Source organism: Verrucomicrobia bacterium S94, from assembly GCA_004299845.1.
Classification (GTDB): domain Bacteria; phylum Verrucomicrobiota; class Kiritimatiellia; order Kiritimatiellales; family Pontiellaceae; genus Pontiella.
On sequence record CP036201.1, the window covers coordinates 1,546,721 to 1,566,691 of the forward strand.

The following is a 19,971-nucleotide window of genomic DNA, read 5'->3' on the forward strand; positions in this document are numbered from 1 at the left end:
CCGTAACGCCCCAGATCAGGCCAGGCGGTCGTCCGCAACATGCTGCCAGTTCAGATCCTCGATCACACTAAGCTCTACAATATTTTCCGCTTTATTCAGCAGCTCCCGACATTCCGGACTCAGGTTGAGCAGATGCAGAAATTTGCCCTGATCCGCATACCGTTCCGTAATGTTGTTGATGGCCTCAATCCCGGAATGGTCATACACACGCGCATTTTCAAAATCGATCACCACATCCTGCGGATCGTTCAGCGGATCAAACAGATCTTTAAAGGACTGGGCGGAACCGAAAAACAGCGCACTTTCCAGATGATAGATCTTCGTGCCGTTTGCATCGGTACTGATTCCGGCATGAATCTTTTTTCCGTGTTCCCAGGCAAATGCCAATGCGGAAACAATGATGCCGACGAGCACGGCAACCGCGAGGTCGTGCAGCACCGTCACAACCGAGACGAGAATAATAATAAAAATATCCATTTTCGGCACACTGCCGAACAGGCGCAGACTCGACCATTCAAACGTGCCGATAACCACCATGAACATGACGCCGACAAGTGCTGCGAGTGGAATAATTTCCACCAGCGGTGCGGCCACCAGCAGAATCAGCAGCAGGAAAACCGCCGCCGAAACACCGGAAAGCCGCCCTCGTCCGCCGCCGCGGATATTGATCATACTCTGACCGATCATGGCGCAGCCGCCCATTCCGCCGAAAAATCCGTTCATCAGATTGGCGAGGCCCTGACCGATACACTCTTTATTTCCTCGTCCCCGGGTTTCCGTAATTTCATCCACCAGCGTCAGCGTCATCAGCGATTCAATCAGGCCAACCGCAGCCGCAAGGGCTGAAAAAGGAAGAATCATTTTAAGATTCGCCCAGGTAAACGGAATCTCCGGAATTCCAAAGGTTGGAAATCCGGCCGCAATAGTTTCCTTGGTCGGGTCCATGCCCTGCACAAAATCGAGTACATTGCGGGCGGTGTGAATCCCCGTTTTATCAAGCACCAGAGAAAGAACCGTTACCACAACAATCCCCGCCAGCGTGGCCGGAACGGCTTTGGTGAGTTTCGGCAGAAAAAAGCTGATGGCCATGGTCAGTGCAATCATACCGCCCATAAAGGCCAGATCCACGCCCGGCAGCAGATGCGCTTCCTCGCCATGGCCAACATAGAACATCTCGAACTGCGATTTAAAAATTATAATGGCCAGCCCGTTCACAAAGCCGAGCATCACCGGATGCGGTACCATGCGGATAAATTTGCCGAGTTTGAAAAAACCGAACAGCATCTGAATAATCCCCATCAGAATCACCGCAGCAAACAGATAGCTTTCTTTGGTCACCCCCTCAGGCAGTATACCCGGCCGGGACAGCTCGATCATTAATGGTGCAAAAATAACCGCAACTGCGCCGGTCGCACCGGAAATCATACCCGGACGCCCCCCGAAAATCGCGGTAATCAGCCCCATCATGAATGCGGCATACAGACCGATCACCGGATCCACTTTAGCTACAAACGAAAACGCCACCGCTTCGGGCACCAAGGCCAGGGCAACGGTCAGACCGGAGAGCAGATCATTTTTCACATTGCGCGGGCGTTCGATCTTCAGTTTGAACAGTTTATTGGTTTTCGTCATAAAATTTTCCGGTTTGTAATATGGTGTTCGTACTTCTGTAAAAGCGCGCGACTATCCCAGAATAAAAAGTCATGGCGAGTTTTTTTAAGGGACTTTTCAACCGGCGGCAGAAGTATTTTTTCCGAGGATTGACTGCCGGTGGCGTTGACACCTCTTAAGCGTTTGAATACATTGCGCCCTTTACTTGCGAACCTGAAGCACAAGACGAAGGAGACTCCAGCATGGCCGCAAAGAAAGACACTCCGAAAGATCCCGCATCCGCACTCAGTGCCGTTGTTTCCCAGATTCAGAAACAGTACGGCGAAGGGGCCATTGTTAAACTGGGGGAAGCCAGTGCAAATACACAGATTGATTCCATTTCGACCGGTGCACTGACCGTTGACCTCGCCCTGGGCGTAGGCGGACTTCCACGTGGCCGGATTATTGAAATCTACGGTCCGGAATCCTCCGGTAAAACCACGCTGGTTTCCCATGTGATTGCCAATGCGCAGAAAGAAGGCGGATCGGCGGCCTTTATTGATACCGAACACGCACTCGACCCCGGCTATGCCAAAAAAATCGGTGTCGACATCGACAACCTGCTGGTCTCACAGCCCGATTCCGGCGAAGAGGCACTGAATATCTGCGAAGCCCTCGTAAAGAGCGGATCGCTCGATGTTGTTGTGGTCGACTCCGTGGCCGCCCTTGCTCCTCAGGCCGAACTGGACGGCGAAATGGGGCAGTCCCACGTCGGCCTCCAGGCGCGTCTGATGTCGCAGGCGCTGCGAAAACTGGTCTCGGCCATCAACCATTCGAGATGCATCTGTATCTTCACCAACCAGATTCGTGAAAAAGTCGGAGTCATGTTCGGCAGCCCGGAAACTACGCCTGGCGGCAGAGCCCTGAAGTTCTACTCTTCGGTGCGCCTCGATATCCGCCGTATCGGCCAGCTGAAAGATTCTTCCGGCACCGTCTACGGAAACCGTACCCGCGTTAAAGTGGTGAAAAACAAAGTGGCCCCGCCCTTCACTCAGGCGGAATTCGATATTCTCTACGCCGAAGGTATTTCCTACACCGGCTCAGTGATCGATGCCGCGATTGACGCCGGGATTATCGATAAAAAAGGATCCTGGCTCTCGATGGACGGTACGCAGTTGGGACAAGGCCGGGATGCCGCGGTCCGGGCGCTGAAGGAAGACAAGGAACTCTGTGATTCGGTAATCGAACGGATCTATAAAAGCCGCGAAGAAGTGACCGGGAAATAAACCATGCTCACCATTTCGAACCGCAAAGACACTGCCGCCGCCACGGTGAACTTTGTGGTTCTGCTTCGTATTCTTTGTGTCGCTGCGATGGCGGGCCTGTCCGGATGCGGTGCGGAAAAGTCCTCCCTCGACCTTCCTGCATTTGACGGACAGAAGGCCTATGCCGAGGTCGAGCAGCTCGTACAGTATTCCCCGCGCGATGCGGGTACGTCCGGAGGCTGGAAAGCGGCAAAGCATATTTTCCGGCGCCTCGAACAGTTCGGCGTCGAGGCCGAAATGGATGAATTCACCGATATGACTCCGGAAGGTAGAAAAACGATGATCAATGTCATCGGCATGATTCCCGGAAAAACAAAAGAGTGGATTATTCTGGGATCACACTTTGATACCATGCCCGGTATTGATCATTTCCAGGGCGCAAATGATTCGGGCTCGAGTACCGGTGTCCTGCTGGAGCTTGCACGGATGATCCGCAGTTCAGAAACCGTTCCGGAGATCGGAATACTCTTTGCTTTTTTTGACGGTGAAGAAGGTATTGCAGACTATATTCCCGGTGATGGACTGCACGGAAGCCGTTATATGGCCCGCCAGCTGGTCCAGCGGGGTGACCATCTGAAAATCCGGGCGATGATCCTGCTGGATATGGTCGGAGACAAAGATCTGAAATTTACGCTGCCTTACAACAGCTCCAGGGATCTGGTACAGGAAACATTCAAAGCAGCTCACACGCTGGGCTGTCGCGAGCGTTTCACTCTTACAAGATCGATTATCACCGACGACCATGTCCCCTTCCTGGATATCGGAATCCCGGCTATCGATCTGATCGACTTCAAGTTCGGCTCGGCACCGGGGCTGAACGATTACTGGCATACGGAGGCCGACAATATGCAGAACATCAGTGCGGAAAGTCTCGAAATTACAGGCAATATAACCTTACAGCTTATCAGGCAGATTTTTCAGCAGTCCAAATCCTTATAATAACGTGCGTTTTAAAAACCCGGATAAAAGCCAATTGAATTATTCCGGAAATCACTATTGACACTTTTAATCAAATGATTAATTTTGATCGAGTGATTAAATCATGAACCCCGCAACGTATAAAACATTAGTACCGAGAGCCTTGAAATTACGGGTAGTATCACCCTACAATCGTTTAATTAAACGATATACATATAAAACAGGGAGTATTCGCATCATCATTTAAATATTTTCTTAATGAAGGGGCTTGTAACGCCCATTCAAACCATTTATATCGATAGCTCTTTTACCAAAAAATCGGAGACGGAGAGAACCATGGCAGAAGAATTGAAGCACCTGATCGAGCAGATCCAGAAAGAAGGAGTGGAAAAAGCCAATACCGAGGCGGATTCCATTATTTCACAGGCCAAAGAGAAAGCCGCCAAAATTGTCGCCGACGCGGAAGCGAAAGCAAAAGAAACCCTCAAGCAGGCTGAAACGGAAGCGGCTGCTTTTGCCGACCGGTCCGTAAAAACTCTCGAACAGGCTGCGCGTGATCTGCTGATTACCGTCGGCCAGGGCTGCGAAAAAGTGGTTACCGAAACGCTGGGCCGGGAAGTCGAAAACGCACTCAGCGGTGAACTGCTGCAGAAAATGATTGCTGATGTGGTGGCACAGGATGAAAGCAACGCCACAATAACCGTGAATGAAGCCGATAAGGCCGCCCTCGCGTCCTACTGCTCGAGTCTGGCTTCCTCTTCCGGAAAAAGCATCGAGCTGGTTTCCGACAACGAAGTGCTCAACGGCTTTAAAGTGGTTTTCGAAGGCAAAAGCGTCTCCCTCGAGTATACCGGAGAAGCGGTGGCCGATGCTCTTGCGGCCTATCTTCGTCCTGAACTGGCAAAAATTGTGAGCGGCATCGCCCGTGAACAGATTTCCAACTAACGGAAGCAGACGATGGCCTACTATTCACTCGTAGCCAGTCTGCCGAGTCTCCGCATCGGAGATGAGCCCCCGGTATCGGTCGAACAGTATATTGAAAACTGTTCGCAATGGATTACGGAACGCGAAACGGGCATTCTGAAAGCGGTCCTGCTCAACGAGCCGGTCGCCTCCCCCTGCCCGCTCTGTAAAACCTGGCATAATCTGGAAACGCAGCTGCGCAATGCCGTAGCCAGACATCGCGGCCAGAAACTCGGCATCGATTTCAAGGAACACCTCCAGCCGCACGAAGGATTCAACGGAACCGTTGAAGTGCTCGTGAATGAAGCATTCACCCGCAATGATCCGCTTGAACTCGAACAGGAACTTGACCGCGCCCGCTGGCAGCTGGCGGAAGAGCTGATCGGCGAAGATACATTTGGATTCAGCAAAGTGCTGGCCTACGGGATTCAACTTAAAATTGTTGAACGTTGGAATAATATGGATGTTTCCGTCGGCAAGGAGAAGATCGAAGCCGTCATTACAGCAAATACAGAAAAAGAAGAGGTCGCGGAATCGGAATAATCCGCGGCGGTTGCTTTTATTGGGATAGAGGACAAAGATTATGAGCGAAAACATCGGTAAAGTTATCGGGGTGAACGGCAACCTGCTGAAGGTTGAATTCAATAAACCCGTGATCCAGAACGAAGTGGCCTATGCCAGCGTCGGCTCCGGCGACCTGAAACTTAAGGCGGAGGTCATTCGTGTACGCGGCAACAGTGCCGAACTTCAGGTTTTTGAAGATACGGTCGGCCTCAAAGTCGGCGATCCGGTTGAATTCACCGGTGCTCTGCTTTCTGTAGAGCTCGGCCCGGGGCTGCTGACTCAGGTTTTTGACGGTCTGCAGAATCCTCTCCCCCGTCTTGCCGAGGAATCGGGCTTCTTCCTGCAGCGGGGTAAATACCTTGATCCGCTTCCGCGCGATAAAAAATGGAATTATACCCCTGCAGTAAAAGTCGGCGATACCGTCATTGCCGGCGACACCCTGGGCACGGTTCCGGAAGGTCTGTACGACCATAAAATCATGACCCCTTTCAACCTTCGCGGAAAATGGAAAGTAAAAGAAGCGGCTCCGGCCGGTGAGTATACCGTTGAACAGGTGATCGCAACGTTGGAAGATAACAAAGGCAACACCCGCGACTGTAAAATCATGCAGATCTGGCCGGTGAAAATGCCGATCAAATGTTACGCCGAACGGCTTCGCCCCACCGAGTCCATGGCCTCAGGCATGCGCACCATCGACACCTTTTTCCCCGTCGCCAAAGGTGGAACATTCTGTATTCCGGGTCCGTTCGGCGCCGGAAAAACAGTACTGCAGCAGATTATGTCGCGTAATGCCGAGGTGGATATTGTAATTATTGCGGCTTGCGGCGAACGGGCCGGCGAGGTGGTGGAAACGCTCCGCGAATTCCCGGAACTGACCGACCCGCGTACCGGGAAATCGCTGATGGAACGTACGCTGATCATCTGCAACACCTCATCCATGCCGGTAGCCGCCCGTGAAGCATCGGTATACACCGGCGTCACACTGGCTGAATATTACCGTCAGATGGGCCTCGACGTTCTCCTGCTGGCCGATTCCACCTCCCGCTGGGCACAGGCGCTGCGCGAAATGTCGGGTCGTCTGGAGGAAATCCCCGGCGAGGAAGCGTTCCCGGCCTATCTCGAATCCGTGATCGCTTCGTTCTACGAACGGGGCGGCGTGGTTAGGCTTAATAATGGAAAAACCGGATCGGTCACGATCGGCGGTACAGTATCCCCGGCCGGTGGTAACTTCGAAGAGCCGGTAACCCAGGCGACGCTTAAAGTGGTGGGTGCTTTCCACGGTCTTTCCCGGGCACGTTCCGATGCCCGCCGCTATCCGGCGATCGACCCGCTCGATTCATGGAGCAAATACCCTTCGGTGGTACCGCTCGAAAAAGTTTCAAAAGCCCGTAAAATCCTGCGCGACGGCGCGGAAGTCGGTCAGATGATGAAAGTCGTCGGGGAAGAAGGCACCTCCATTGAGGACTTTATTCTCTACCTGAAATCGGAATACATTGACGCCACCTATCTGCAGCAGAACGCGTTCAACGAAACCGACGCCGCCAATACGGTTGAGCGCCAGGAATATGTTTTCGAACGGCTGCTGAAGATACTCGATACTAAAATGAAATTTAAGGACAAGGGGGCTGCACGTTCGTTCTTCCAGCAGCTCACCCAGACCTGCCGCGACTGGAACAACAGCGAATTCCAGTCCGATGACTTTAAGAGAATTGAAGAGGAAATGAGTAAAGCGCTCGCGGAGGTTTCTGACTATGCAGAATAAAGTGTATCACCGTATTGAACAGATCACCGGCAATGTGATCGTGGTTAAAGCTGATGGCATCATCAATGGCGAGCTGGCTCTGGTTGATTCTGATCACGGCGTATCCATGGCACAGGTCATCCGTCTCGATAGAGAAGATGTTTATCTGCAGGTTTTCGCCGGCGGGCGCGGTATCAGTACCGACTCCAAAGTGCGCTTCCTCGGGCGTACCATGCAGATTCCGTTTTCCGACAACCTGCTCGGCCGCGTATTCTCCGGATCCGGTGAACCGCGCGACAACGGCCCCGAGATTAAAGAAAACATGATTGAAATCGGCGGCCCGTCCGTCAATCCGGCCAAACGTATTATTCCGCGGAATATGGTGCGTACCGGCATTCCGATGATCGACGTGTTCAACACCCTCGTTGAATCGCAGAAACTCCCGATTTTCTCGGTAGCCGGCGAGCCATATAACGAGTTGCTGGCGCAGATCGCATTGCAGGCTGAAGTGGATGTGATCATTCTCGGCGGCATGGGGCTGAAACATGATGACTACCTTTTCTTCCGCGACAAACTGGACGAAAGCGGCGCACTTTCCCGCACCGTGATGTTCGTACACACCGCTTCTGATCCGACCGTTGAATGTCTGCTTGTTCCCGATGTTTCTCTGGCGGTTGCGGAACAGTATGCTCAGGAAGACAAACGGGTCCTGGTACTGCTGACCGACATGACCAACTTTGCAGATTCCATGAAGGAAGTAGCCATTACCATGGAGCAGATTCCGTCGAACCGCGGATATCCCGGCGATCTTTATTCCCAGCTGGCCGCCCGCTACGAAAAAGCGGTGGACTTTGAAGGCAGCGGATCCATCACGATTCTGGCCGTAACCACCATGCCGGGGGATGACGTTACCCACCCGGTTCCGGACAACACCGGTTATATTACCGAAGGACAGTTCTATCTGAAAAACGGTCGTATCGAACCGTTCGGTTCATTGTCCCGCCTGAAACAGCAGGTCAACGACCGTACCCGCGAAGACCATCGCGTGATTATGGATACCATGATTCAGCTCTATGCAAACTATAAAGAAACGCTGGAAAAACAGTCCATGGGCTTCCGCATGTCGGATTGGGACACCAAACTGCTCAAATACGGTGAAAAGTTCGAAAGCAGCATGATGGACATCACGGTAAATACCCCGCTGGAAGAAGCGCTGGATAACGGCTGGAAAATTCTGGCCGAATGTTTCGAACCTTCCGAGACCGGCATTCAGTCGAAATATACCGACAAATTCTGGCCGAAGGCTTAATTGGAGATCAGGCAGATCCGACAAAGGACTGATTCATGGCAAAAATTAAGTTAACCAAAAACGAATTGAAAACGCAGCGCGATGCGCTCAAGCGGTTTCAACGCTATCTGCCGACGCTCCAGCTTAAGAAGCAGCAGCTTCAGATGGAAATGCGCCGTCTCGATCAGGAAATCGAGGAAAAGCGTGATGAAGAACAGGAAGCCCGCGCACAGCTCAGCTCCTGGATTCAGCTCTTCTCGGAACCGATTGATCTCGGACCGTATGCAGAACTTGAAACGCTTAAAACATCTCATGGCAATATTGCCGGCGTGACTATTCCGATTCTCGACGACCTGGTTTTCAAAGAGGTCCCGATGAACCTCTTCGAAACCGAAGCCTGGACGGATGAAGGGGTCAATACCCTGAAACAGCTCACCCGCCTGCGGGTCGAGCGGCAGATTCTGGAAGAGCAGCACCGGCTTCTGGGTGAAGAACTGCGCACAACCACACAGCGCGTTAACCTGTTTGAAAAAGTGAAAATTCCCGAAGCCAAGGAAAACATCCGGGTCATCCGCATTTTCATGGGTGACCAGCAGACCGCTGCGGTGGCCCGCTCCAAGATCGCGAAAGGAAAAAGCGCATGATCGTAAAAATGAAAAAACTTACGCTTCTGTGCACCCGTTCGCAGCAGGAAGCTACGCTGGAAAAACTGCGTGACCTCAAAGTGGTACATGTTGAGCACGTACAGGCACCGTCCAGCGGAAAACTGGAAGAAGCCCGGAATCATCTTCAATATGTTCAGCGTGCACAGGAAATACTGAAGGCCCGCCCCGATGCTGACCCGACCGGTAAAGATGGCGATCAGGTGGTGGATGCCGTATGGAAATTGCTGGATTCAGAAAAACAGCTTCAGGAACAGCGCCAGGGGCTCAAACATGAAATCGAACGCATTTCCCCCTTTGGAGAATTTGACCCGCGCGATTTGAAACAGCTTCAGACTGAAGGGGTGTATGCCAAACTGTATGAGCTCCCGATAAAAGGAACCCCCCAAATTCCGGAAGGGATTGCCATTGAGGAAATCAGCCGCGACAAAACCAGCATTTATGTTCTGGCGGTTTCGCGGGAAGCATTCACCCTGCCGGCTCACGAAGTCCGCCTGCCGGACCGTTCGTTGAGTCATCTGCAGCGCCATCTTGACAACACGGAAAAAGAGCTGGAAAAAATCGAAGCCGAACTGCAGAAATATGCGGGCGACAAAGCGCTCGTCGATGAAATTGCAGATGCCGCCGCCGACAGAGTGACCTATCTGGAGACGCAGGCCGGCATGGGCGCCGATGCCTCCGTTGTCTACCTCAGAGGATTTTATCCGGCCGACCGGGAACACGACATCGAGGCGGCGGCCGCGCAATATGGCTGGGGCTTTACGTTCGAAGAGGTCACAGGCGAAGACGAAGTTCCGACCCTTCTGCGGAACCCCAAATGGGTTAAACCGATTCAGGCTGTGCTGGATGTGATCGGTGTTGTTCCGGGCTATAAAGAGCTGGACGTCAGTGCCCTGTTCCTGATTTTCCTGAGCATCTTCTTTGCGTTTCTGATCGGCGACGCCGGTTATGGTCTCCTGTTTATTGGCGTCACACTGTTTGGTAAAGTGAAAACCAAAGGCAAAGAGGCCGCTCAGCCGGGACTGAATCTGCTACTGATTATGAGCACCTGCTGCGTAATCTTCGGAGCCCTCACCGGAAACTATTTCGGCATTCCGACGGAAAGTCTTCCCGGACCGCTTCAGGCGATAACCAATGACTTCATGACCGGACTCTCCTCAGATACCGGACTCCGCGATCCGGATGTGGCGGCCAATAACATCATGTTCATCTGTTTCGCCATAGGTGCCATTCATATCACAATTGCCCATGTCTGGAACTTCATCCGCAAGATCAACAGCGTTTCATGTCTGGCTGATCTGGGATGGATTCTCTCCACCTGGGGGTTGTTCTTCCTAGTGCTGGAAATGGTCATCGGCGTTGACGCCATTCCGGTTCCCATGATGCCGAAAAACATCCTCGGCGGCATGGTCGGTACCGGCGCACTCCTGATCCTGATCAGTCTACTGGCCAAAAAAGAGTTCTTCGGCCTGGTTACGCTGGCGCTGGATCTGATCAACAACTTTGTGGATATCATTTCATATGTACGTCTCTATGCCGTAGGTGCAGCCTCGCTCGCCATTGCAGTCGCGTTCAATGAAATGGCGCTGGGCATGGGATTCAAGGGACTTGCGTCGCTCGGCGCGGCACTCATCCTGTTCCTGGGTCACGGACTGAATATTATTCTTTGTGCAATGGGCATCCTGGTACACGGCATCCGCCTGAACACCTTGGAATTCTCGGGACACGCAGGTGTGGAATGGGGCGGTATTCACTACAACCCGTTCAAGAAGAAAAACGAAACTTTAAATAATTAGAATCGACAATAGGAGGTAATACAATGGACGCAACACAAATCGAAGCATACGCCAAAATGGGCGCATCTATGGCATTGGGATTCGGCGCAATCGGATCGGCACTGGGCACAGGAACCGCAGGTATGGCCGGCATCGGCGCATGGAAGAAATGCTATCTGCAGGGCAAGGCTGCTCCCTTCATCCTGCTCGTTTTCATTGGTGCCCCGCTGTCGCAGACCATTTACGGCATGCTGCTCATGAATTTTATCCTTAAAGCCGACGCGAGCTTTGCACACTTCGGTGCCGGTATCATTGGCGGAATTGCCATGGGCTTCTCGGCCTGGTATCAGGGTAAAGCCGGAGCGGCAGGCTCTGACGCTCTCGCTGAAACCGGCCAGGGATTCGGCAACTACCTTACGGTACTCGGTATCGTGGAAACGGTTGCCCTCTTTGTGATGATCTTCATTCAGAAGACCCTTTAAGTTTCCTTCGTCTCGTCTGCCACTGCCCTGGCGGAGGAGAACGGAAAATGAAAAACGCCCGTCGCACCAGCGACCGGGTGTTTTTTCATTTCAGCTTTCGCTGTTTGCTAACCCCACTTACCTTTGCCCATATGACCCTGCATTTCGGTCATGGCCAGTTTCATCTGGAGATAAGACATTTTAAGGCACTGTTCGAACACCTTCACGCAGCCCGGATCCAGCGCATCTTCAATCCCGTCTTCACAAACCCGTTCAATCTGACGGGCCAGATCAATCAGCTGTGCGTGCAGGGCATTGGTATGACGGGAACGTTCAATCAGCCCCGCCGCCTTTTCATCCAGCTCCGTGAATTTTTCCGCCGGTGCCCCGCATTTCGGGCAGGTATCGCAGACTTCATCTCCATCATGAATATAACCGCATACTTCGCACTTCCATTTCTTCATTGCGTCTCCTTGGTTAGTGTAGGGAAATCCTAAAACGAAAAGGAAAATTTACAAGGTGACACCGGCATATTTCACTTTTTAAGACAAAATCTCATGTGCATACTGCGCACTATGAAACTACAACATGTTATTCAGACCCTGGAAAGTATCGCCCCGCCGGAGCTGGCGGAAGAATGGGACAACGTCGGCCTGCTGATCCATCCGCTCCGGCCGCGCAGTGTAAAAAAGATCCTGCTGACGATCGATCTGACCGAAGCGGTGGCCGATGAAGCCCTCGCCGGAAAATTTGACCTGATCATCGCCTATCATCCCATTCTCTTTCATGGTGCAAAACGGCTGTCTGCCGGAAATCCCTACGACCGCGCAGTCATGAAACTGGTTCAGCAGAATATTGCCGTCTATTCCCCGCATACCGCGCTGGATGCAGTGATCGGTGGCGTAAACGACTGGCTGGCCGACGGCGTCGGTGAGGGCGAGGTTTCCGTACTCCATCCGATTCCGAATTCCGATGCCGGCCAGGGGCGGCTGGTTGCGCTTAAAAAACCGGTAAAACTGAAGACGCTGACCTCCCGCATCAAAAAACATCTCGGACTGAAATCGGTCCGGATCGCCTCCGCGGCTGAAGATACCCCCGTTTCCACCGTCGCTCTGTGTGCCGGTGCCGGGACTGAAGCATTTAAGGGAGTGCACGCCGACTGCTATCTCACGGGGGAAATGAGCCACCACAATGTACTCGCGGCCACCCTGAGCGGCTCGCATGTCATTCTGTGCGAACACACCAATACCGAACGGGGCTATCTGCCGGTCTTTGGAAAGCTCCTTAAAAAAGCCCTCGGTTCCGGCGTAACCATCCATTGCTCGGAAATGGATGCCGACCCGATCCGCTTCGGCTGATTTTCACCTAACGGGCTTGTTTGAAGCGGCATATGCCTGTTTAATCGCGCGCGTTATTTTCCAGAAAGGGATGCTTTAATGAGTGAAGAAAAGAAAAAATCCGCCTACGCCGAAGCCGGCGTAGACATTGATGTCATGATGGGCTCGCTGCAGAACATCAAAAAAGACGTAGCCTCCACCAACACGGACGGCGTCGTCAGCGAAATCGGCTCCTTTGGCGGCCTGTTTAAATCACCCGGCGAAGGCAGCCTGCTGGTAAGCTCGGTCGATGGCGTCGGCACCAAACTGAAAGTTGCCAATATGGCCGGCATTCATAACACCGTGGGTCAGGACCTCGTCAACCACTGCACGAACGACATTCTCGTGCAGGGCGCACGTCCCCTCTTCTTCCTCGATTATCTCGGTACCGCATCCCTCGCGCCCGAAGTATTTGAAGCCGTCGTAGCCGGTTTCTGCAAAGCCTGCCGCGAAAACGGTGCGGCACTGCTTGGCGGAGAAACCGCCGAAATGCCCGGCCTTTATCCCCAGGGCGAATACGACCTCGTCGGCACAATCGTGGGCACCGTTGAGCGCGATAAAGTAATCACCGGCGAAAAAATTACCGAAGGCGACGTACTGATCGGTCTGCCTTCCACCGGGCTGCAGACCAACGGCTATTCGCTGGCCCGCAAAGTCATCTTTGAAACCGCCGGTAAAAAGCTGGACGATATTGTTCCCGGCACCGACGTCACCTTCCAGGATGCGCTGCTGGCCATTCATTCCTCTTTCCTGCATCCGGTAATGGCTCTGCTCGAAAAAGTGGATGTACACGGCATGGCCCACATCACCGGCGGCGGTCTCTACGACAACGTACCGCGCGTACTGCCGAAAAACCTGGATGCCTGCTTCGACCGCTCTACCTGGGAAATTCCGGCCATCTACCACTTTATCGAGGAACAGGGCGGCGTTGACCACGAGGAAATGTTCCGCGTCTTCAATATGGGTATCGGCTATGTGATCATGGTTGCCAAAGAAGATGCCGAAACCACCCTCGAAATCCTGAAAAACAACAACCAGGATGCCCTCATCATTGGTGAAGTGGTTCCCGGCTCCGGAAAATCCGTCCTGGTTAACTGAACCCCTGCATTTGATTTCCGCAGGGAACCGGTGGATTGTCCCCTCTTCCCTGCGGTGTTTTCAGATAGATGCGTTTGCATTATTCTGCGTACGCTTCCCCGGATATGACGCTATAATTCCGGCTGTTGAAACCGACATACTGCGGTGTGTCCATCGTTTCACACAATGATCGTCATTTAATAAACGAAGGGGAAATGAATAATGAAAAAACATCTGCTTGCCGGACTGCTGATGGCCGGAACCGCCTGGGCGGCTGAACATAATATCCTGCTGATCTGTATCGACGATCTCCGTCCGGAACTCAAATCGTTTGGCGCAGAATATATTGAATCGCCGAACATCGATGCACTCGCCGCCGCCGGTCGTGCTTTTCACCACCATTATGTCAATGCTCCGAGCTGCGGCCCCTCCCGCCGCACCATGCTCACCGGCCGCTATGGCGCACCGGGAAACGACGCCCTGTTCCTGCGCGCCGCACAGATCGAAAAAGATCCTGAATCCGTTCCGCCCAGTATGCCGGAATGGTTCCGGAAGCATGGCTATACCACCGTCTCTGTCGGTAAAGTCTCCCACCATCCCGGTGGACGCGGCGGTCCCGACTGGGACGACGATTCAAAAATTGAAATACCCAATGCCTGGGACCGCCATCTCATGCCCTGCGGCGAATGGCAGCACCCGCGCGGTGCCATGCACGGACTCGCCCACGGCGAAATCCGTGAAAATGCCCGGAAGATGGATGTTTTTCAATTAGCAGAAGGGCCCGACACCATCTATCCCGACGGCCTCATTGCCCAGGAAGGGATCAGACAGCTGAAACAGCTGGCAGCAACCGATAAACCCTTTTTTCTGGCCATCGGTCTCATCAAACCCCATCTCCCGTTCGGTGCGCCCGCTGAATATATGAAACCCTACGAAGACGTCACCCTTCCCCCGATCCCCCATCCCGAAAAACCCCGCGGCAAAACCACCTGGCACGGTTCCGGTGAATTTATGAAATACAATCGCTGGAACAGAAATCCGAACACCGATGCGGCTTTTGCCGAAGAAGTGCGCCGCCACTACGCCGCCTGCGTTACCTATGCCGATAAACATGTCGGCGACATCATCGCCGCCCTCAAAGAAACCGGCGAGGACCAAGATACGGTGATCATCGTCTGGGGGGACCACGGCTGGCACCTCGGCGAACATGCCATCTGGGGAAAACATTCACTGTTCGAAGAAGCCCTGCGCTCTCCGCTCATCATCACATTTCCAGGTATTGAAAAACCCGGCATGGCAACCGATGCCGTCGTCTCCACACTCGACCTTTTTCCGACCCTCTGCGATCTGGCCGGAATCGAGTCCCCCGGTTTCGTCCAGGGTCAGTCCCTGCTGCCTATTCTTAAAAACCCCGATACGCCCGGCCACGGAGCCATCAGCTACAAAGCCAATGCCCGCACCCTGAGAACGGCAACCTATCGCATTACCGTGCACAACAACGGATTTGCTGAACTCTACGACCACACTACGCCGGAAAAGGAAACCGTGAATATTGCCCCTCGGCATCCAAAACTGGTCAAACAGCTGAAACAGCAGATGGCCGCGATGAATAAATAAGCGGGTTAAAAAGAACCCAGCAGTTTGATCTCCCGTTCGAGATCAAAATTAAATTTTTCACGGACAGCGGCGATCATTTTTTCCGTCAGCTGATAGACATCGGTCGCCGTGGCTCCAGGATCGGCAACAATAATATTGGCGTGCTTTTCAAAGAGACGTGCGCCGCCGACCCGGAACGCTTTGGCCCCGGCCTCTTCAAGAAACCAGCCCGCCGCCTGCCGGCGTTCCGCCGCCGATGAAGGTTCAATATTCCGGAAAACACTGCCCGCACACGGATTAACTCTCCAGTCCGGGTGCTTGGTGCGCCGCAGCTCCAGAATACGATCACGTTCTTTCTGCATCACTTCCGCATCGCACGGTTTCAGTTTCAGTACCGCATCCAGCACAATCGCACCGGACTGCTTCAGCGCAGAGGAACGATACTGAAAATCCAGAGCCGCCGCCTCCACTTCCGCAATATGCCCTTTACGGCTCATTAAACGAACGCGCTGAACCACATCTCCGATCTGCTGCCCGAAAGCCCCCGCATTACCCGCAATGGCCCCGCCGACAGTTCCGGGAATCCCGCTGCAGAACGAGATATCACCCAGCCCCTTTTCTATCGCAATCCGCGCCAGATCATCCAGCAGCGTATTTCCGGAAACCGTTAACCGACAGCCCTCAGCTTCCACCGCCGGATGCTCTTCCGAACAGTAACGCAGCACCACATAATCCAGCCCTGAATCCGATACCAGCAGGTTCGATCCCTGACCGATTACCAGCCCGGGCACACCGTGTTCCGCTAAACATGCCGCCGCTTCAGATAACGTCTCCGCATCCGGACAATCAATTAATGCCGGACAGGTTCCGCCCAGTTTAAAGGTGGTATAATCCCGCATTGCCGGATTTAAAATCACACGCGCCGTCGACGGCATCTGTTTGAGTACATCATCCATTATCGTTTCTTCCGCAAAATTCTCGTAAAGGTAATCCCCCCTCCGCTAATTTTCAAAGCAAACCATGACGAAAGAAATTACATCAACCGCAAATCCCCTGATCAAACAGCTGCGCGCCCTGGCCACCTCCAAAAAGGCACGACAGGAATCGGGTCTGTTCATCATCGAAGGCTGGCGCGGCATTCAAACGCTGCTGGAACATGAAAGCGAACTGTATACCCTCGAACAGATTGTGGTTTCCACCGGCTGGAACCGGGGGCCTCTCCCCGCCGAAATCGACACAGTCAAAGTACCGGATCACGTTTTTGATAAAATTTCCGATGTCCGGAACGCCCAGGGCATTCTCGGGGTCATCTCCAGAAAACCGCATACCCCCGAACTTCCGGCACAGGGACATTTTCTACTGCTCGACAACCTGCGTGATCCCGGCAACCTCGGCACGCTCATCCGCTCTGCGGTCGGAGCCGGATTCGACGGCATTCTGCTTTATGGCGACTGCGTAGAATCCACCAATCCCAAAGTGATCCGCTCCACCATGGGCACTTTTGCTTTTGCACACCTGCAGCCCGTTTCCGATTCTGAACTAGCCCAATGGATGGAGAACGGGTTCGAACTCTGCGTCACCACCGGACTCGGCGGCAGTAATCTATACGACACCGATTTCAGTAATAAAACGATTCTGGTAATCGGCTCCGAAGCCCATGGGGTCTCCGACCGGCTGTTCACAAAAGCCACGCAGAAAATCACCATTCCCCTGCAGCCCGAATGCGAATCTCTCAACGCCGCCATCGCCGGCAGCATCTGCATGTTCCAGATCACCGCGAAAAGAAAACCTGCGGCTTCGCAATAACGACCGCAGTAATGCAGATAGCGGCGAGAAAGAAGGTGGGGACGGGTTGACTACCTGTTGCTCTTTCGCTACCGGCCATGTTACCGGCATTTCGAAGATCTTTTTCAGTGATCCTGTGCAACAAAAACTGAAACCGAAGTTTCAGCCTTGAAAATGGTGGGCGATGACGGACTCGAACCGCCGACCCTCTGGGTGTAAACCAGATGCTCTAGCCAACTGAGCTAATCGCCCGGAAAAGGTGCTCCTGAAAGAAAAATGGTGGGCGACGACGGACTCGAACCGCCGACCCTCTGGGTGTAAACCAGATGCTCTAGCCAACTGAGCTAGTCGCCCGTTTTCTCGAAGGAGCGGACATAGTACCCATTCCGGTTTTTGAGTCAAGGTGCGATGAGAAAAAAGTTAACTTTTATCCCCGACAACCGATTTCAGGGCTTCCAGTATGACCCGGTTCTGCTCCGGAGTGCCGATGGTGATACGGATATGATCCGGCAGTCCATAGGCATCCATCGGGCGTACAATCACCTTGCGCTTCTGTAATTCCTGAAAAACCGCGCGCCCGGTTCCGGTTCGGACGAGGATGAAGTTGGCCCCGGATGGAACGGTTTCCAGCCCCAGCTTCGGCAGTTCGGCTTCGAAAAATTCCAATCCGCGGGAAACCATTTTGCGGGTGTTCGCCAGATGATCGGTATCGTCGAGCGCGGCCATGGCGGCAATCTGCGCCATCAGATTGACGTTAAAGGGCTGCCGCACCTTGTTGAGCAGGTTGATCAGCTCCGGATGCGCAACGCCGTAGCCGATACGCAGTCCGGCGAGTCCGTGGGCTTTGGAAAAGGTGCGCAGTACGATGATATTCTTTTTGCCGGCGCGGATATGTTTGAGCACATCGGGTTTCATGCTTTCGGGCATGACTTCGAAATAGGCTTCGTCAAAAACGGCAACAACGTGATCCGGCAGTTTTTCAATAAAGGCATCGATGGCTTCGGGCGAAAGTACGGTTCCGGTCGGGTTGTTGGGATTGCAGATGCAAACCAGACGGGTTTCAGGGGTGATGGCACCGAGCATGGCATCGAGATCGTGCACATGCTCCGGCATGGGAACGCGGATGGTTTCGCCGCCGTATAAGGCATTGGCCAGAAAATAGACCGCAAAGGCTTCGGCGCCCATGATCAGATTTTTACCGGGTTCCATAAAGACATGGCAGAGAAACACGATCAATTCGTTGCTGCCGCAGCCGAAAAGCAGATTTTCCGCGTTGACGTCCAGCTGTTCGGCAAGCTTCTGTTTCAGGTAAAATGCACCGCCGTCGGGATAACGATGCATATCGGTCATGGCGTTCTGCATGGCTTCCACCGCCAGCGGCGAAGGACCCAGTTCATTTTCGTTGGAAGCCACTTTGATGATCTCGGCGATATCATCGAATCCCAGTTCGCGTGCCACTTCCTCCATGGGTTTTCCAGGTTCATAGACCCGCAGGTCGGCAATATATTTTTTGGGTTTCATCCCCCTGCTCCTTGCATTATTGATGATAAAAAATGTAAAGCGAGTATGTTATCATGCACCCTCTGCGGAGCAATGCTCAACCGTGATAATTCATTCCGAAAATCCCCGAAAACCCGATTATGTTATGCCCGGAAAAACGCAGGCCCCGTTTACAGAAAGGTGAGGAATTACACCTATTCGCTGTCAGGCAACGGTGTGCTGGTTTTATACACGGTTGCGTTGTAAACCGCAATTTGATCACCGGCCTGATTGGTTACTTTAATCCGGTAGTGCGCCAGCTTGCGGCTGGCGGAAATCTCTTTGGCTTTTGCAGTCAGGGTATCGCCTTCCGGTGTGGCGTGGAAAACCTGAATATTACCGTTGGTCAGCAGCGCGACCTTTCCATAGGAGTTCGATGCCGCCGCCAGGGCAATATCGGCCAGCGCAAAGATGGATGCGCCATGGGTAACGCCCGCCGCGTTCAGATGGCGCTTTTCAATCTTCAATTCGGCGTACGCCCGCCCTTCACTCACTTCCGTTAATCTGACGCCGAGATGGTTTCCCAGATTATCGTTTTTCCGAATCAGCTCTTTGATTCTATCGGCACTCATTTCAAAATCTCCAGGTTTTAAATCTCTAATTTCTAAATGCTGAATTCTAAACAAATTCCAAAGATTGGAAATTTAAATTTACCCATTGCAGAATTTATCCTGATTCGGATCAATTCTGTTTGCCATTTGGATCCTGGGATTTAGAATTTCCGCCGCTAGGCGGCTTCCCCTCTGCCCAGCATGAACGCTTTTTCGTTCACTTCGTGCAGTCGTTCCGGCAACTGAGCGCGGATGGCCTTCATCCACAGTTCCACCGGAAACTCCAGATGCCGGCTCAACGCACCCAGGAGCGCCACGTTCAGCGTCCGCTTATTGGTCAGTTTATCCACCTCAAAATCGGACGGTTTCACGAGGATCCCTCCGTCCTTCAGAAAATGCTGATTCGCTTCAATCTGATCCTCGCCCATCACAACCAGAAAATCGGCCTGTCCGGCCGAAATCATCGGGCTGAGTACTTTATCGCCAAAACGGAGATCGGAGGTGATTGATCCGCCGCGCTGGCTCATGCCGTGCACTTCGGCTTTTTTGACATCGATGCCCTGATCAAACACAACGCGCCCGAGAATATCGGTACAGGTTAAAATCCCCTGCCCGCCCAGTCCTGCAAATTTTACATTCGTAACTTTATTCATGTTAAATCCTTTCAGAAGGCCAAATCCTAAATTGCTAAACGCTGCACCCGAAGCCATCCCGAATGCTGAATTTCAAAACCGCGGAACCGGTTTCGGATCCGGGGAGC

The 19,971-nt window shown here is 53.1% G+C and carries 19 protein-coding genes and 2 tRNA genes; 13 read left to right on the forward strand and 8 right to left on the reverse strand.

Annotated features, from left to right (window positions below):
* Positions 1-15: 15 nt before the first annotated feature.
* The gene (locus EGM51_06375; GenBank protein ID QBG47036.1) at positions 16-1,632 is read right to left on the reverse strand and encodes a SulP family inorganic anion transporter; all 1,617 of its coding nucleotides are present in this window, start codon (positions 1,630-1,632) and stop codon (positions 16-18) included.
* A 221-nt stretch (positions 1,633-1,853) separates the two neighbouring features.
* Here EGM51_06375 and recA point away from each other — a divergent pair, with 221 nt between their 5' ends.
* The 9 genes from recA (at position 1,854) to EGM51_06420 (ending at position 11,308) form a co-directional block, all read left to right on the forward strand.
* A complete protein-coding gene (recA, locus tag EGM51_06380) occupies positions 1,854-2,876 on the forward strand; it encodes a recombinase RecA (GenBank protein ID QBG47037.1) in 1,023 nt (340 codons plus the stop codon).
* A 3-nt stretch (positions 2,877-2,879) separates the two neighbouring features.
* Positions 2,880-3,854, forward strand: coding sequence for a M28 family peptidase (locus EGM51_06385; protein ID QBG47038.1), 975 nt, complete (start codon positions 2,880-2,882; stop codon positions 3,852-3,854).
* A 315-nt stretch (positions 3,855-4,169) separates the two neighbouring features.
* Entirely contained in the window at positions 4,170-4,778 is a 609-nt protein-coding gene (locus EGM51_06390) for an ATPase (protein ID QBG47039.1), read from the forward strand.
* A gap of 12 nt (positions 4,779-4,790) precedes the next feature.
* Complete coding sequence (locus EGM51_06395; protein QBG47040.1) at positions 4,791-5,339, forward strand: DUF2764 family protein; 549 nt, start codon at positions 4,791-4,793, stop codon at positions 5,337-5,339.
* A gap of 40 nt (positions 5,340-5,379) precedes the next feature.
* Positions 5,380-7,122, forward strand: a complete 1,743-nt coding sequence (locus EGM51_06400; GenBank protein QBG47041.1) for a V-type ATP synthase subunit A — start codon at positions 5,380-5,382, stop codon at positions 7,120-7,122.
* Positions 7,112-8,410: a V-type ATP synthase subunit B gene (locus tag EGM51_06405; protein QBG47042.1), complete on the forward strand. Its 1,299-nt coding sequence runs from the start codon at positions 7,112-7,114 to the stop codon at positions 8,408-8,410. The genes EGM51_06400 and EGM51_06405 overlap by 11 nt, the downstream gene beginning before the upstream one ends.
* A 35-nt stretch (positions 8,411-8,445) precedes the next feature.
* Positions 8,446-9,033: a V-type ATP synthase subunit D gene (locus EGM51_06410; protein QBG47043.1), complete on the forward strand. Its 588-nt coding sequence runs from the start codon at positions 8,446-8,448 to the stop codon at positions 9,031-9,033.
* Positions 9,030-10,847, forward strand: coding sequence for a hypothetical protein (locus tag EGM51_06415; GenBank protein QBG47044.1), 1,818 nt, complete (start codon positions 9,030-9,032; stop codon positions 10,845-10,847). Before EGM51_06410 ends, EGM51_06415 begins: the two co-directional genes overlap by 4 nt.
* Before the next feature lie 23 nt (positions 10,848-10,870).
* A complete protein-coding gene (locus tag EGM51_06420; protein ID QBG47045.1) occupies positions 10,871-11,308 on the forward strand; it encodes a V-type ATP synthase subunit K in 438 nt (145 codons plus the stop codon).
* A 107-nt stretch (positions 11,309-11,415) separates the two neighbouring features.
* On the opposite strand, the gene EGM51_06425 is transcribed toward EGM51_06420, so the two are convergent.
* Entirely contained in the window at positions 11,416-11,751 is a 336-nt protein-coding gene (locus EGM51_06425) for a rubredoxin (protein ID QBG47046.1), read from the reverse strand.
* 93 nt (positions 11,752-11,844) lie between these two features.
* Here EGM51_06425 and EGM51_06430 point away from each other — a divergent pair, with 93 nt between their 5' ends.
* The 3 genes from EGM51_06430 to EGM51_06440 all read left to right on the forward strand — a co-directional run bounded on the left by EGM51_06430 (position 11,845) and on the right by EGM51_06440 (position 15,357).
* The gene (locus EGM51_06430) at positions 11,845-12,645 is read left to right on the forward strand and encodes a Nif3-like dinuclear metal center hexameric protein (GenBank protein QBG47047.1); all 801 of its coding nucleotides are present in this window, start codon (positions 11,845-11,847) and stop codon (positions 12,643-12,645) included.
* Positions 12,646-12,723: 78 nt separating this feature from the next.
* The gene (locus EGM51_06435) at positions 12,724-13,761 is read left to right on the forward strand and encodes a phosphoribosylformylglycinamidine cyclo-ligase (GenBank protein QBG47048.1); all 1,038 of its coding nucleotides are present in this window, start codon (positions 12,724-12,726) and stop codon (positions 13,759-13,761) included.
* A gap of 201 nt (positions 13,762-13,962) precedes the next feature.
* Positions 13,963-15,357 (forward strand): iduronate-2-sulfatase, encoded by a 1,395-nt coding sequence (locus EGM51_06440; protein ID QBG47049.1) that lies wholly within the window; start codon positions 13,963-13,965, stop codon positions 15,355-15,357.
* 5 nt (positions 15,358-15,362) lie between these two features.
* Here the strand turns inward: EGM51_06440 and murB are convergent, their stop codons facing one another.
* The gene (gene murB, locus EGM51_06445; GenBank protein ID QBG47050.1) at positions 15,363-16,292 is read right to left on the reverse strand and encodes a UDP-N-acetylmuramate dehydrogenase; all 930 of its coding nucleotides are present in this window, start codon (positions 16,290-16,292) and stop codon (positions 15,363-15,365) included.
* Positions 16,293-16,356: 64 nt separating this feature from the next.
* Here murB and EGM51_06450 point away from each other — a divergent pair, with 64 nt between their 5' ends.
* Positions 16,357-17,142, forward strand: a complete 786-nt coding sequence (locus EGM51_06450; GenBank protein QBG47051.1) for an RNA methyltransferase — start codon at positions 16,357-16,359, stop codon at positions 17,140-17,142.
* Positions 17,143-17,296: 154 nt separating this feature from the next.
* On the opposite strand, the gene EGM51_06455 is transcribed toward EGM51_06450, so the two are convergent.
* The 5 genes from EGM51_06455 to EGM51_06475 form a co-directional block, all read right to left on the reverse strand.
* Positions 17,297-17,373: transfer RNA gene (locus tag EGM51_06455), tRNA-Val, on the reverse strand.
* Between the two features lie 25 nt (positions 17,374-17,398).
* A tRNA-Val gene (locus tag EGM51_06460) sits at positions 17,399-17,475 on the reverse strand.
* A gap of 66 nt (positions 17,476-17,541) precedes the next feature.
* On the reverse strand, positions 17,542-18,642 hold the full coding sequence (locus tag EGM51_06465) for a histidinol-phosphate transaminase (protein ID QBG47052.1): 1,101 nt from the start codon (positions 18,640-18,642) through the stop codon (positions 17,542-17,544).
* Positions 18,643-18,815: 173 nt separating this feature from the next.
* Positions 18,816-19,232: a hotdog fold thioesterase gene (locus EGM51_06470; protein ID QBG47053.1), complete on the reverse strand. Its 417-nt coding sequence runs from the start codon at positions 19,230-19,232 to the stop codon at positions 18,816-18,818.
* Between the two features lie 155 nt (positions 19,233-19,387).
* Positions 19,388-19,864 (reverse strand): pyruvate ferredoxin oxidoreductase, encoded by a 477-nt coding sequence (locus EGM51_06475; GenBank protein QBG47054.1) that lies wholly within the window; start codon positions 19,862-19,864, stop codon positions 19,388-19,390.
* Positions 19,865-19,971 lie beyond the last annotated feature (107 nt).